The sequence below is a fragment of the Polaromonas sp. UBA4122 genome (assembly GCA_002381615.1).
Taxonomy (GTDB): Bacteria; Pseudomonadota; Gammaproteobacteria; order Burkholderiales; family Burkholderiaceae_C; genus Polaromonas.
On the sequence record DFWY01000140.1, the window covers coordinates 17,012 to 31,586 of the forward strand.

At 59.1% G+C, this 14,575-nt stretch carries 13 protein-coding genes and 1 tRNA gene; 5 read left to right on the plus strand and 9 right to left on the minus strand.

The annotated features are described in order from the left end of the window. The first annotated feature begins 2 nt into the window (after positions 1–2). Entirely contained in the window at positions 3–1,613 is a 1,611-nt protein-coding gene (locus B3F77_RS16865; RefSeq protein WP_293606070.1) for an NAD(P)H-hydrate dehydratase, read from the plus strand. Here the strand turns inward: B3F77_RS16865 and B3F77_RS16870 are convergent. Both B3F77_RS16870 and rnr read right to left on the minus strand, forming a co-directional pair. Then, positions 1,581–2,126 carry a YggT family protein gene (locus B3F77_RS16870; RefSeq protein ID WP_293606071.1) on the minus strand — a complete coding sequence of 182 codons (546 nt, stop codon included), beginning with the start codon at positions 2,124–2,126 and terminating at the stop codon, positions 1,581–1,583. The genes B3F77_RS16865 and B3F77_RS16870 overlap by 33 nt on opposite strands. A 71-nt stretch (positions 2,127–2,197) precedes the next feature. Then, positions 2,198–4,576, minus strand: coding sequence for a ribonuclease R (gene rnr, locus B3F77_RS16875; RefSeq protein ID WP_293606097.1), 2,379 nt, complete (start codon positions 4,574–4,576; stop codon positions 2,198–2,200). A 298-nt stretch (positions 4,577–4,874) separates the two neighbouring features. On the opposite strand from rnr, the gene B3F77_RS16880 reads away from it, so the two are divergent. Then, a tRNA-Leu gene (locus B3F77_RS16880) sits at positions 4,875–4,959 on the plus strand. Positions 4,960–5,140: 181 nt separating this feature from the next. On the opposite strand, the gene rimO is transcribed toward B3F77_RS16880, so the two are convergent. The 7 genes from rimO to ppa form a co-directional block, all read right to left on the minus strand. Beyond that, positions 5,141–6,550 carry a 30S ribosomal protein S12 methylthiotransferase RimO gene (rimO, locus tag B3F77_RS16885; RefSeq protein WP_293606072.1) on the minus strand — a complete coding sequence of 470 codons (1,410 nt, stop codon included), beginning with the start codon at positions 6,548–6,550 and terminating at the stop codon, positions 5,141–5,143. A 75-nt stretch (positions 6,551–6,625) separates the two neighbouring features. Then, complete coding sequence (gene phaR / locus B3F77_RS16890; protein WP_293606098.1) at positions 6,626–7,174, minus strand: polyhydroxyalkanoate synthesis repressor PhaR; 549 nt, start codon at positions 7,172–7,174, stop codon at positions 6,626–6,628. A 180-nt stretch (positions 7,175–7,354) separates the two neighbouring features. Beyond that, positions 7,355–7,690 (minus strand): HPF/RaiA family ribosome-associated protein, encoded by a 336-nt coding sequence (locus B3F77_RS16895; protein WP_293606073.1) that lies wholly within the window; start codon positions 7,688–7,690, stop codon positions 7,355–7,357. Positions 7,691–7,966: 276 nt separating this feature from the next. Continuing rightward, complete coding sequence (locus B3F77_RS16900) at positions 7,967–8,329, minus strand: diacylglycerol kinase (RefSeq protein WP_293606074.1); 363 nt, start codon at positions 8,327–8,329, stop codon at positions 7,967–7,969. Positions 8,330–8,527: 198 nt separating this feature from the next. Then, positions 8,528–8,722 (minus strand): hypothetical protein, encoded by a 195-nt coding sequence (locus B3F77_RS16905; RefSeq protein WP_293606075.1) that lies wholly within the window; start codon positions 8,720–8,722, stop codon positions 8,528–8,530. Positions 8,723–8,815: 93 nt separating this feature from the next. Further along, positions 8,816–9,217, minus strand: coding sequence for a hypothetical protein (locus B3F77_RS16910; protein WP_293606076.1), 402 nt, complete (start codon positions 9,215–9,217; stop codon positions 8,816–8,818). A gap of 255 nt (positions 9,218–9,472) precedes the next feature. Then, entirely contained in the window at positions 9,473–10,012 is a 540-nt protein-coding gene (ppa, locus tag B3F77_RS16915; protein ID WP_293606077.1) for an inorganic diphosphatase, read from the minus strand. Between the two features lie 284 nt (positions 10,013–10,296). Here ppa and B3F77_RS16920 point away from each other — a divergent pair, with 284 nt between their 5' ends. From B3F77_RS16920 to B3F77_RS16930, 3 genes are all read left to right on the plus strand, one after another. Then, positions 10,297–12,540, plus strand: coding sequence for a sodium-translocating pyrophosphatase (locus tag B3F77_RS16920; protein WP_293606078.1), 2,244 nt, complete (start codon positions 10,297–10,299; stop codon positions 12,538–12,540). 70 nt (positions 12,541–12,610) lie between these two features. Then, entirely contained in the window at positions 12,611–12,754 is a 144-nt protein-coding gene (locus B3F77_RS16925) for a hypothetical protein (protein ID WP_293606079.1), read from the plus strand. Positions 12,755–13,095: 341 nt separating this feature from the next. Further along, complete coding sequence (locus B3F77_RS16930; protein WP_293606080.1) at positions 13,096–14,529, plus strand: aldehyde dehydrogenase family protein; 1,434 nt, start codon at positions 13,096–13,098, stop codon at positions 14,527–14,529. The last annotated feature ends 46 nt before the right edge of the window (positions 14,530–14,575 follow it).

The window sequence follows — 14,575 nt, forward strand, 5'->3', positions numbered from 1 at the left end:
CGATGCAAAGAATATCCAGCACCTTCAGCCAGCCGCTTTACAGCATAGCAGCGACCCGCCAGATTGAACTGCAGGCCGCAGCCAGCCTGCCGCCGCACACGCTGATGCAACGTGCCGGTCTTTCCATTGCCCGCCTGGCGCTGGCACTGGCGCCCCATGCCCAGCGCATCTGGGTCGCCTGCGGGCCCGGCAACAACGGCGGCGACGGTTTCGAAGCCGCACTACACCTGCATCAGTGGGGCAAAGCGGTGGTTGTGACCTGGACCGGGTTGCCCCCCGACAAAGCCGGGTTGCCCCCGGATGCCCACGCATCCCGCGAGCGGGCCCTGGCAGCTGGCGTGCCGATGGCGACCGAGCCGCCACAGGATTTTGATTTGTGCATTGATGCCCTGCTCGGCATGGGTGCCAGGCTGGACCCCAACCGCGTCGGCACCGGGCTGATGCAGCAGTGGCTGGAGGTGATGCAGGCCAGCCAGGCGCCACGGCTTGCGGTGGATGTGCCGACCGGGCTTGACGCCGATACTGGCTTCGCAACAGCACTTACAACAACCACTAGCGCTACAAAATCCATAGCTATCTCATCCCTTCCAGCAAGGGATACAGGCATTTTTACCTTAAGCCTTTTAACGTTGAAAGCGGGGCTGTTTACCGCCAACGGTCGGGACAGCGCCGGCCAAGTGTGGTTTGATGATCTCGGCATTAACCCCGAAAATACAGCAAGCACCGCAGAGCCTCGCGCCTGGCTGCTGGGTGCCGACCATGCCAACCAGCCGCGGCGAACCAAAGCCCTGCATGCCAGCCACAAAGGCAGTTTTGGCGATGTCGCCGTTGTGGGCGGCGAATCCACCGCCACTTCCGCCACGCACATGACGGGTGCCGCCTTGCTGGCCGCCCGCGCTGCACTGCATGCGGGCGCAGGCCGGGTCTTCGTGGCTTTGCTCGGCAACGCCGGCCCGACCGTGGACCCCCAGCAGCCCGAACTCATGTTCCGCACGCTAGATGCACTGGATTTGAAGCAACAGGTCGTGGTGTGCGGCTGCGGTGGCGGCGAAGCGGTCAAAACCGTCATCGCCAAAGTGTTGTCAACGGCGACGCGAGCGGTGCTGGATGCGGACGCGCTCAATGCCATTGCCATGGATCCGCAACTGCAAACCCTGTTGAAAACGCGTCAGCAACGCGCTTACAGCACGGTGCTGACGCCCCACCCGCTGGAAGCCGCACGCTTGGCTGGAACCACTAGCGCCGAGGTGCAAGCCGACCGTTTGGCAGCGGCCCGACAGCTGGCAGAGCGATTTCAGTGTGTGGTGGTGCTCAAAGGTTCGGGCACGGTCATCGCCGCCCCGGGCCAGCAAATCCATATCAATGCAACCGGCAATGCCTTGCTGGCGACGGCGGGCAGCGGCGATGTACTGGCGGGCATGCTCGGGGCTTACATGGCCAGCGGGCTGAGTGCTTTTGAAGCGGCCTGCAGCGCGGTGTTTGTGCACGGTAACAGAGCCGATACGTGGGCGGTCGAGCGGCCCGGCCAGACCCTGACTGCATCGGCACTGGCTGGCGCACTGACCGGCTCTGGCCAACCCTTAGACCAACACCATCAGGCCGATCTGCAATAACACCAGCAGCACGAGCGTTGACAGATCCACGCCACCTATCGTGGGAATCATGCGCCGTATCGGTGTCAGCAAGGGTTCGGTCAGGCGCGCCAGCAGGCCATAGACCGGCGAGCCGGGTTGAATCCATGACAGGATGGCATAGCCCAGCACCAGAATAAGCAAGGTCTGCAGGGCCACCCGGACCATCATCTTCAAGGCAAACAACAGCAGCGCCAGCACGGCCATGGGTGCGAAGCCCGAGGTCCAGTACGTAGACTCCAGCAGCACGCCGAATAGCGCACCCCACAATAAGGCATAGACCAGGGCCAGCAATACGGCGGCCAGCACACTGGCCCAGTCCACCCGCGACCGGGTCAGTGACTTGGGCAAAGCACGCCGCAGCGGCTTGACCAGCCAGTCAGTCAATGCCATCACAAAGCTGCCAGGTTGCGCGCTCATGTTGACCCGCACCCAGTTCATCCAGGCGCGCAGCAGCGCCGCCCCAATCAGCACGAAGAAAAGGGTCTCAAGCAAAAAGACCAAAATCCGGATCAACATAAATTCCCAAGTTTGCGAATAAAAGAAAAAGTCAGCTTCAAGAAATCTTAGCGGTGGGGTTTTTTGCCGTGCTTGCGGCTGGGATTGCTGGCTGATTTCTTGACTGCTGCCTTGAGCGCCTGAATCGGCGATTTGGGCGTTCTATTAGCCGTCTTGTCCGCTGTTCTGTCGGTGGCCGCGCTGCGGCTTGCCGAACCGGCACTGCGGCCGCTGGATTGCGACTCCGAACGCTTTCCCGCGCTTTCGCCGCTCCCTTTGCCTGCACCCTTGCCTCCGGCATGGCGCGTTGCACCACGCTCCTGCGCGGGCAGTTCGGCGGCATGGCCACCGGTCTTGTCCTTCATGGCCCGGCCCAGCAGTTCTTCGCCCTCATGCACCAGACGGAAGTCGATTTTGCGGCCGTCCAGGTCCACGCGGCTAACCTGAACCCGGACCCGCGTCCCAATCGCATAGCGCATGCCGGAGCGCTCGCCGCGCAACTCCTGGCGGGCTTCGTCAAAACGGAAGTACTCGCCCCCGAGCTCAGTGATATGCACCAACCCTTCCACATACATGGCGTCGAGCGTCACAAAGATGCCAAAACCGGTTGCTGCCGTCACCACGCCACCAAATTCTTCACCCAAATGCTCGCGCATGTACTTGCACTTGAGCCAGGCTTCCACGTCGCGGCTGGCTTCGTCGGCCCGGCGTTCATTAGCACTGCAATGCAAACCGGCAGCCTGCCAGGCCAGCTGGTCAGCACTGATTTTTTTTGGCTTTTCCGTCGGTTCCTTGACGCGGGACGCCAGCCGTTTGGAAAGCTTGGCCTCGGCCTCGCCCGGTGTCGGCAGGATGGGCAACTGGTATTTGGTCTTGCCCAGGATGGCCTTGATGACCCGGTGCACCAGCAAGTCGGGGTAACGGCGAATCGGGCTGGTGAAGTGCGTATATGCCTCGTAGGCCAGACCAAAATGGCCGCTGTTCATGGGCGTGTAAATCGCCTGCTGCATGGAGCGCAACAGCATCGAATGGATTTGCAGCGCGTCGGCCCTGTCTTTGGTAGCCACAGCAATCTGCTGGAACTCACCCGGCGTCGGCTGGTCGCCGATCGTCATGCCAATGCCCATCGCCTTGAGGTAGTTGCGCAGCATCTCGACTTTTTCGGGTGTTGGACCTTCGTGCGCGCGAAACAGGCCAACGTGCTTGCTCTGCGTGATGAAGTCGGCCGAGCAGACATTGGCAGCCAGCATGGCTTCCTCAATCAGGCGGTGCGCCACGTTACGGGTACGGGGCACAATCTTTTCAATGCGCCCGACCTCATCGCAGACGATCTGGGTTTCGGTGGTTTCAAAATCCACTGCCCCGCGTACCCCTCGCTCCTTGAGCAAGGCCTGGTATACATCGTGCAGGTCCAGCAAATGCGGCACCAGCACCTTGCGCTGCGCGGCTTCAGGGCCGCGCGTATTGGCCAGGATGGCGGCCACTTCGGTGTAGGTAAACCGTGCCTGGCTGAACATCACGGCCGGGTAAAACTGGTAGGCGTGAACCTCACCCTTGGCGTTGACCAGCATGTCGCACACCATGCACAGACGCTCGACATTGGGGTTGAGCGAGCACAGGCCGTTGGAGAGTTTTTCCGGCAGCATGGGAATCACGCGACGCGGGAAATACACGCTGGTGGCGCGGTCGTAAGCGTCAATGTCGATGGCGCTGCCGGTTTCCACGTAATGGCTGACGTCGGCAATAGCGACCAGCAGCCGCCAGCCCTTGCCGCGCCCGACCTTGGCCGGTTCGCAATAAACGGCATCGTCAAAGTCGCGGGCATCTTCACCGTCAATGGTGACCAGCGGAACATCGGTCAGGTCAACGCGGTGTTTTTTGTCAGTGGGTCGCACCGAGTCCGGCAAGCTGCGGGCCAAGGCCAGCGCCGCGTCGCTGAATTCATGCGGTACACCGTATTTGCGCACGGCAATCTCTATTTCCATGCCTGGGTCGTCCATCTCACCCAGCACTTCCGTGACACGGCCAACGGGCTGGCCAAACAGTGCGGGGGGTTCAGTCAGTTGAACCACCACGACCTGACCGGTCTTGGCGATGCCCGTAGCGCCTTTGGGAATCAGCACATCCTGCCCGTAGCGCTTGTCTTCGGGCGCTACCAGCCAGACGCCACTTTCCTGCAGCAGGCGGCCGATGATGGGGTTGGATGAGCGCTCAATGATTTCGGTCACGCGGCCTTCGGGCCGATTTTTGCGGTCATGCCGCACAATGCGCGCCTTGACACGGTCCATGTGCAGCACTGCGCGCATCTCGTTGGGCGGCAGGTAAATGTCCGCCTCGCCGTCGTCGCGCAATACAAAGCCATGGCCGTCGCGGTGGCCCGAAACGGTGCCCTCGAATTCAGCGAGGAGCCCGGACGATGTGCCAGCAGTTTGATGAGTTGTTTTGATAAAAAGTCTCTTTCGTGAGATGCCGCTAGCAACAGACTGTTGAACCAGGGACTTGAATAATGGGATTGACCATATATGGGTTAGTTTTTGTATCAGTTTCCAAACCAGATACTAGCCGCGATCCATGAAAAGCCAGCGTCCCGAGTTGAGGGATGGCCTGGTATCGGCAAGATTTTGTGGGGCTTTCTGCTTGCCTGCGGCTCTTGCAGTTCTGAAGCATCGAATTTCCACAGAAAAATGAAATATTTCAGGGGTGTGGCCCGTTGAAAGGTTGATGCAATGGTACACTGCCTGATGTGCCCGGGTGGCGGAATTGGTAGACGCGCACGGTTCAGGTCCGTGTATCGCAAGATGTGGAGATTCGAGTTCTCTCCCGGGCACCAAAATTACTCAAGTCAAGCAAAAAGGCCACTGCCAACCAGTGGCCTTTTTCCTTTCCGGGCTTGTGATCGTGGTTCTTAGTTCGAACAAACTCCCTTCCAGAATCCGGCTTAATGCAGTGTAAGCAGCACGACCCGTACAGAAGTAGGGGTCGGCAAGACGCGTGCATGCATTGAAAATGGCTCAGACCGGCACAGCAATCAGGTCATGCCCCTGGGTTCCGACAATGCGAGCCCTGGTGAATTCACCCACCTTCAACGTTTTGCTGATTTTCTCGGGCGGCAGCAGCTTGACCACGCCATCAATCTCGGGCGCGTCGGCATAAGAGCGGCCTATGCCGCCCTTTCGACCCAGCGCCGGTGCCGAGTCCACCAGCACCTGCATGGTGGCGCCCACGCGCTGCTGCAGCTTCTGGCTTGAGACCGCTTCAGCCACCGCCATGAAGCGCGCGCGCCGCTCTTCACGCACCTCCAGCGGCAGCATGCCCGGAATGTCGTTGGCGGTGGCACCCGCCACGGCGCTATAGGCAAAACAGCCTGCACGGTCAATTTTGGCCTCGCGCATGAAATCAAGCAAATGCTCGAATTCAGCTTCGGTTTCTCCCGGGAAGCCTGCAATGAAGGTGCTGCGAACGACGATCTCGGGGCATATCTCTCGCCAGCGCGCGATGCGCTCCAGGTTTTTCTCGCCGCTGGCCGGCCGTTTCATGCGCTTCAGAACATCCGGGTGGCTGTGCTGCAAAGGCACATCCAGATACGGCAGCACCTTGCCTGTGGCCATAAAAGGCAACACTTCGTCCACGCTCGGGTAGGGATACACATAGTGCAAACGCACCCAAGCCCCGTAAGGCTCGGCGATATCACCAAGCGCCTGAACCAACTCCAGCATACGAGTCTTGATAGGCTTGCCGTCCCAGAAGCCGGTTCGGTATTTCACATCTACACCATAGGCAGAGGTGTCCTGGCTGATCACCAGCAGTTCTTTCACGCCACCTTCAAACAATGCACGCGCTTCGTTGAGCACATCGCCAATCGGCCGTGACACCAGATCACCACGCATGGACGGAATGATGCAGAAGGTGCAGCGATGGTTGCAGCCTTCGCTGATTTTCAGGTAGGCATAGTGTCTTGGCGTGAGCTTGATGCCGGCAATGCCAAAGGTATTAGGAACCAGGTCAACAAACGGGTCGTGCGGCTTGGGCAGATTCAGGTGCACCGCATCCATGACCTCTTGCGTGGCATGCGGGCCGGTCACTGCCAGCACGCTGGGGTGCATCTGGCGCACCAGATTGCCGCCGCCTTCAATCGCCTTGGCCCCCAGACAGCCGGTGACGATGACCTTGCCGTTTGCGGCCAATGCCTCGCCGATGGTGTCCAGGCTTTCCTTGACGGCGTCGTCAATGAAGCCGCAGGTATTGACGATCACCAGGTCCGCGCCTTCAAAGGTTTTGGAGGTCTGGTAGCCCTCCGCGCTAAGTTGCGTGAGGATCAACTCGGAATCGGTCAGCGCCTTGGGGCAACCCAGGCTGACAAAGCCGACGCGCGGGGTCGGCTTGACACTGGAAGATGGAATCGGGGAAAGAACTTCGCTCATGGCCTCTATTGTCTCAGAGCAGGCGGGGCACCGAGCGGACAGCCCGTTAATGGGCTTCGGGCAATAAGTTTAAGGTCAGCGCTTCAGCCCGAAAGCCGACAGCATCTGTTCGCTTTGCTTCTGCATTTGTTCCTGCATCTGCGTAAAAACATTTTTGGACTGCTCGACATAGTTACCCATCATGCCTTGCATCATGGGGGATTTTGCGTTCATGAACTGCGCCCACATTTCGGGGCTCAGCCCCTTGGATTGCTCAGCCATTTTGACCTGCAGATCCATGAAAGTCTGGACATTTTTCTCAAGATAAGCCCCCATGAAGCTCTGCATCGAGTTACCGTAAAAACGGATGATGTTGGCCAGCACCGCTTCAGTAAACATGGGTGCTCCGCCTGCCTCTTCTTCAAGAATGATCTGCAGCAAGATGCTGCGCGTGAGGTCTTCGTTGGTTTTGGCATCACGCACGACAAACAGCTCGCTGTCCATCACCAATTGCCGAACTTCGGCGAGCGTGATGTAGCTTGAAGTTTCGGTATCGTAAAGCCGCCGGTTCGGATATTTCTTGATGACACGGGGTGTTGCAGCCTTGCCGCCAGCATCGGACTTGCTGCTTTTGACGCCGGAAATACCATCCTCAGAGGAACTGCCTTGTGAAGGCGGCACGCCGGATTTCGGGGTGGTGAATTTGCTTTTTTGCACTGATTACTCCTCTGAATAGAGTTAGTTCGGCGAGATCATTGAGTACGTCATCGGTGTCAGCGTCGGCCAGATCGCCAAGCTGAATTTCGCCGGTGACCAGCTCTGGTCTCAGTCAGACGCAGGCAAACCCTTCGGATTATTGAGCTGTCCGAAGGTGCTATCAAGCAGCCGTTCCAGCTTTTCGGCTGCCCCGTTAATGGCCTGATCGAGAGTCGCCGCGAAGTGCGTCACGGCAACAGGTTGGAGGCCCGCAGCTCGGGCCTCCAAGACACACTTCTTGCCGTCGCCCTGAGATTTGTGGCTGCTTTCGTCGCTTAGGTGAGCTTCCACACGGGTGATCTGTGCGCCGAAACGGTGCAACCTCGTATCAATAGCCGTCTTGACGTAATGGGTTAGGCGCTCGCCACCCTCGATATTCTTGTCGGTGTTGACTTGAACTTGCATGTCGCGTTCTCCTGGTATCCAAATAAGTGTGCGTTTTCGCAGCACAAGGCGTGCCGGATGGCTTGAAACTGCATCCTAACTCAACGAGGCATCCTCACCCAATCGTATCAACGGTAGCCCTACTTGCCTGACGAGGCTGTAATAAAACCCCGAAGTGACACAGCAAACGCCCCTCTCTTGAAGCCGGGTGTTCGCCTGATCGAACCCAGGGGTTTGGGCGCGCTGGCTGGGGCGTATTTCCCAGAAGATAAGACCGCTTCTTGCGCATGCCTTCTGTCAGGACAAGAAGCCCAGCGCGACAAGCACGGTGAGGATTCCCACGAGCAAGGCACCGGCGCTCAGCAACAGAACGGCCCCCGCTGCGCAGTCCTTGGCAGTCTTGATGGCGGGGTGAATTTCGGGGTGCAGGTGATCGACGAGAACCTCCAGCGCCGTGTTGAACAGTTCTGCGGCCAGCACCAGAACGGCAGAGATCACGCACAATGCCCACCACAGGGAAGGCGGCCGTAGCAGCAGGAGCACAACGACCAGGCCGATGGCAAAAATGGTCTGGATGCGGAAACTCCGCTCGTTTCGCCACGCCACGACAATACCCGCCCAGGCAAACCCAAACTGTTGTTTCATTCCCTTGTTCTTCATGAAGATCACTCCTGTTCGCTATTCAGCAGCACGGCCTTATTCCAAACGATCTTTGCGCTGGCAGATTCCGGGACGTCGCTGCGGTTGACAAGGCGCACCGGCAAGTCTGACAGACTCTCAATCCATCATCGCCAATGCCTCCCGCCACCACCGGCATCGCGGGACGTATTGGTCCGACGAAGCGCCCCAGGAAAACGCTCATGCCAGCGTGGCCCGCAGGTCCAGCGAGCTGGCGGCCACGACGGCACCCACGCCGAACATGACGAGCGCGCCAGGAACGAACAGTCCCCCGAGCACGAGAGACTCGGTGAGCGCAGCAAAAAAAGTCGCGTACGCCCAGTGCGGATGTTGGGCAATCCATCCGATCAGCGCGTTGATGTCAACAATGTCCATAGTCGCGAATTTGGATCCGGAATCATGGGTCCAAGCATCGAAGGAATAGGTGGGGCGATACCCAACGGTATATCCCCATCACGGACTTCGACATTAACGCATGAGGACCAGGACCATACTCACCGTAGCGGCCAAGCCCACAGCAGCAAGCGCACCGGCAAGCCATACCATGCGAATGCGCATGGCCTCGATGCGAAGGATCAGTTGCGTGTTCTGATCTGCAAGCGCCTTGATCAGCCCGGAAGATGCGATCATCTGGTTTTGTAGGTCAGCCACAGCAGTCTCCAACTCCAGGATTCGCGACTTCAGTTCGGAGACGGCCTGAGCCTCAGGCGAAAGTGCAACCTGCGCCTCAGTGGCTGTGTTCGACGTTGGCGCGGATTTCTTCGCGACAGCGTTCCACAATTTTTTAGCGCCGGAAGCGACCTTGGGCGCATTGCTGGCTACGTCAGACCAGGGAACACTCTGTAAAACGGTAAGCCAGCCTATAGCCATTTAGAAACCTTTCAAGGAAGTCTTGTCGCCCAACCCGATAGAGCCACACCAAACTGCCACCCTAACATGGCGCCTGTCCCCTAACCCAGCCGGCCTCGTTGAAACACACACCCATGAAAAAAGCACCTGCGGACTGAACCGGAGACGCTTTTTTGTTCTATTTTTTTCTGACTATCGCTATAAGTTCAATAGCGTCTTACACCCGTCCTGCCTGGGCTAGAGCGAAAAAAGTATTAAAATTTACACCAAAAAGGCTCAGGCCTTGTTGGCTGCGGCGTAGTTGGCCATGCCGTCCATGATTTCCTTCTTGGCAGACTCCGGGCCTTCCCAGCCCACGATCTTGACCCATTTGCCTTCTTCCAGATCTTTATAGTGCTCAAAGAAATGGGCAATGGTCTTCAGTCGCAGCGGGTTCAGATCTTCCGGTTTTTGCCACCTGGTGTAAATCGACAGAATCTTGTCGGTAGGCACAGCCAGCACCTTGCCGTCTTCGCCAGCTTCGTCGGTCATCTTCAGGATGCCAATGGCGCGGCACGTCACCACCACACCAGGAATCAGGGGAACGGGGGTGATGACCAGTACATCAACCGGGTCGCCGTCACCGCTGATGGTTTTGGGAACATAGCCATAGTTGGTCGGGTAGTGCATGGACGTGCTCATGAAGCGGTCCACAAAAATCGCGCCCGTCGCCTTGTCTACCTCGTATTTCACCGGGTCGGAGTTCATCGGGATTTCGATGATCACGTTGAAAGAATCGGGAGCGTTTTTACCGGGAAGAACATTGTCTAAGGACATGGTGGCTTTGCGTAGATAGAAAGACGTTGATGGAAAGACAGAGGGATTGAAGTCACACGGGACTAACAACCAGGAACAAATGCCAAAGCGGCCAGCGCTGACTGCTTGTTATTTACCCTCATTTTACTGATTCCGACCCTACGGATCGTCAACTTGTCATGTTTTGGCGTTAAAGTTCCCCGGTTGGCCAATCGTCTCCATGCGAGCAACGAGGAAGCAACGCAGCGGGGGTGCCGCTAGCGTGGCACCTCCTCCAAGCGAAAAACAACGTAGGAGCTTTTTTTATGACAGGCAACTCAGCGCTCATCCTTGCGCTTGTCTGCGGACTTATTGCCGTAGGTTACGGCATTTGGGCACGCAGCTGGATTCTTTCCCAGGACGCAGGCAACGCGCGCATGCAAGAAATTGCAGCCGCAATCCAGACCGGCGCCGCCGCCTATCTGGCACGGCAGTACAAAACCATCGCCACCGTGGGCGTCATCCTGGCCGTGCTGATCGGCTTCTTCCTTGACGGCAAAACAGCCATCGGCTTTGTGGTCGGTGCGGTGCTGTCAGGCGCCTGCGGCTTTATCGGCATGAATGTCTCGGTGCGTGCCAATGTGCGAACCGCACAGGCCGCCACGCGCGGCATCGGCCCCGCGCTGGACGTCGCATTTCGCGGCGGCGCCATCACCGGCATGCTGGTAGTGGGCTTGGGGCTTTTGGGCGTGACCGGCTTTTACTGGTTTCTGGTGGGCAACGGCAACTACACGCCGGACCGCAAGCTCGCCGAACTGCTCAACCCGCTAATCGGTTTTGCGTTTGGTTCCTCCCTGATCTCCATCTTCGCCCGTCTGGGCGGCGGCATTTTCACCAAGGGCGCTGATGTGGGCGCCGACCTGGTGGGCAAGGTCGAAGCCGGCATCCCCGAAGATGACCCGCGCAACCCGGCCGTGATTGCCGACAACGTGGGTGACAATGTCGGTGACTGCGCTGGCATGGCCGCCGACCTGTTTGAAACCTATGCGGTGACGCTGATTGCCACCATGGTACTGGGTGCGCTGCTGGTCGCCTCTGCCCCAGTCAACGCGGTGATGTACCCGCTGGCCTTGGGGTCCGTGTCCATAGTCGCCTCCATCATTGGCTGCTTCTTCGTGAAGGCCACACCGGGCATGAGAAACGTGATGCCGGCCTTGTACAAAGGCTTGGCGATTGCCGGCGTGCTGTCGCTGATTGCTTTCTATTTCGTCACGATGTGGCTGATTCCTGACAACGCGATCACGGCCAGCGGTAGCCAAATGAAGCTGTTCGGCGCCTGCGCCGTGGGCCTAGTGCTGACCGCAGCGCTGGTCTGGGTGACCGAGTACTACACCGGCACGCAATACGCGCCGGTCAAACACATTGCGCAAGCCTCTACCACCGGCCACGGCACCAACATCATTGCCGGCCTGGGTGTGTCCATGCGTTCGACCGCCTGGCCTGTGGTGTTTGTGTGTATCGCCATTCTGGTGTCGTACACGCTGGCTGGCCTCTATGGCATTGCGATTGCTGCAACGTCCATGCTCAGCATGGCCGGCATTGTGGTGGCGCTGGACGCGTATGGCCCGATCACCGACAACGCTGGCGGCATTGCCGAAATGGCCGATATGCCCAGCAGCGTGCGCGACATCACCGACCCGCTGGATGCCGTGGGCAACACCACCAAGGCCGTGACCAAAGGCTACGCCATTGGCTCGGCCGGCCTGGCATCCCTGGTGCTGTTCGCCGACTATACCCACAAGCTGGCAGGATACGGCCATTCCATCAGCTTTGACTTGAGCGACCCAATGGTGATTGTGGGCCTGTTTATCGGCGGCCTGATCCCCTACCTGTTTGGTGCCATGGCCATGGAAGCCGTGGGCCGCGCTGCCGGCGCTGTGGTGGTTGAAGTGCGCCGCCAGTTCAAAGAGATCAAGGGCATCATGGAAGGCACGGCCAAGCCCGAGTATGGCCGCGCCGTTGACATGCTGACCACCGCAGCCATCAAGGAAATGATCATTCCTTCGCTGCTGCCCGTGGTCGTGCCGATTCTGGTCGGCCTGCTGCTGGGCCCCAAAGCGCTGGGCGGTCTGCTGATGGGTACCATCGTGACCGGCATCTTCCTGGCCATCTCAATGTGTACCGGCGGCGGTGCCTGGGACAACGCCAAGAAGTACATTGAAGACGGCAACCATGGTGGCAAAGGCTCGGATGCGCACAAGGCCGCCGTGACCGGCGACACCGTGGGCGACCCCTACAAAGACACCGCAGGCCCCGCTATCAACCCGCTGATCAAGATCATCAACATCGTGGCGCTGCTGATTGTGCCTTTGATGATGAAGTTCCACGGGGGCACAGCGCAGGCGGCACCGGTAGCCCCGATGGCAACGCCCGCTACGATAAGCGCGCCGGCCGCCACCCCGACGGCACCCGCCATGCCCGCGCCGGCGCCTACCCAGGCACCCGACGCAGCAGGGATATCGACGCCGGTGCCGGCGGTGACCGCACCGGAGCCAGCCGCTTCCAAATAGGGCATCTGCTCTTCAACAAAAAAGCCCGCTTTGGCGGGTTTTTTTACGGATACCCGGCGTTATCTAGCTGTTGCCCATCGACAGCCAGGAAGTGATTATTTTCAACAAGCGCTTTGCCGACACTCCAAACTTTACAGTTGTCTATGGAAGCGCAGCACTGCTTTCGGGCATAAAGACTGTTGCCGCCGACCGCATATTGACCATCCAAAGCTGATTGTTCCGACTCAATATGACCAGTTGTATCACTTCGATAACACTGGTCATAATTAAATCGGCACGGCTGGCTCAGACTGGTCTCAGCGGAACAATCACATGCTCGAGTGACTGCTATGCGGAAAATACTTGACCGTCTGCAATCTGATAGTGGCCCCAAAGTCAGGTTGTGGCCGGCTGCATTAGTTCGAGAAATTCCGGCGGTGACCATCTCCAGCCGCAGACAGGAGCCTTCTGCGCTCACCACAAACCCTGGAAGTCGTCTTGTGTAACAGCTAAATAATGCCGACAGATACCCACTAGACTTCCGCAGAGGCAACACTTTCACGCAAAATGATAGGTATGCAACTCAATTACATCGCCAACGCGTCTGTCCCTTCATCTTCCGGCAAAACCATCCCCGTCATTGATCCTTCAGACGGCCAGGTCTTTGACGAAATACAGCGCAGCAACGCACACGACATCGACGTGGCCGTGGGCAGCGCCCGCGACTGCCTGGAACTGGTCTGGAGAAGACTCAGTGCGGCGGAGCGCGGCCGCCTGCTGATGCGGCTGTCTGCCAAGGTGGCCGAGCATGCCGAAGAGCTGGCCCTGATTGAGCAGCGCGACTGCGGCAAACCCGTCAGACAGGCCAAGGCCGATGCGGCGGCGCTGGCGCGTTACTTTGAGTTTTACGCCGGTGCCTGCGACAAGCTGCACGGCGACACCATTCCCTACCTCGACGGCTACAGCGTGATGACCTGGCGCGAGCCGCACGGTGTCACGGGCCACGTCATTCCGTGGAACTACCCCATGCAAATTTTTGGCCGCAGCGTGGGCGGCGCGCTGGCTGCCGGCAATGTGTGCGTGGTCAAGCCGGCTGAAGACGCCTGCCTGTCGTTGATCCGCGTGGCCCAGCTGGCCGCCGAAGTCGGCTTTCCAGCAGGAGCGATCAACATCGTGACCGGATACGGCCACGAAGTAGGCGACGCACTGGCCCGTCACCCGGGTATTGACCACATCAGCTTTACCGGCAGCCCCAGTGTTGGCACGCTGATCCAGCAGGTGGCAGCGGAGCGCCATTGCCCGGTCACGCTGGAACTGGGCGGCAAGAGCCCGCAGATTGTGTTTGCCGATGCCAACCTGGACGCCGCCATTCCCGCCATAGTCAACGCCATCGTGCAAAACGCCGGGCAGACCTGCTCGGCTGGTTCCCGCCTGCTGGTGGAACAGTCGATTTATGAGCCGCTGCTGGAGCAGTTGGGCCAGGCCTTCGAGAAGCTGCGCGTCGGTCCGGCCGCGATGGACCTTGACGTCGGTCCGCTGATTCGGCAAAGCCAGCAGCAGCGCGTGTGGGATTTTTTGAGCGACGCGCAGGTCGCCAACATCCCCATGGTGGCGCAAGGCCAGATCGTTGATGAAGCGCCCGAAACCGGCTTTTACCAGGCGCCCACCCTGCTGCGCGACGTGCCGGTGATGCACCGCTTGGCGCAGGAAGAGGTGTTTGGCCCGGTGCTGTGCGCCATGAGCTTCAACGACGAAGACCATGCGGTTGAACTCGCCAACGCCACGCAGTTCGGGCTCGTTGCCGGCGTCTGGACACGTGACGGGGCCCGCCAATTCCGCATGGCCAAACGAGTGAGAAGCGGCCAGGTGTTCATCAACAACTATGGTGCCGGGGGGGGCGTGGAACTACCCTTTGGCGGCGTGAAATCCTCAGGTTATGGCCGCGAGAAGGGCTTTGAGGGGCTGTATGGCTTCACGACGCTGAAGACGGTGGCCTTCCGGCACGACTGATATTCCGCCCCGAACCCGGGGATGCAATAAGCTCACGTAACAAATC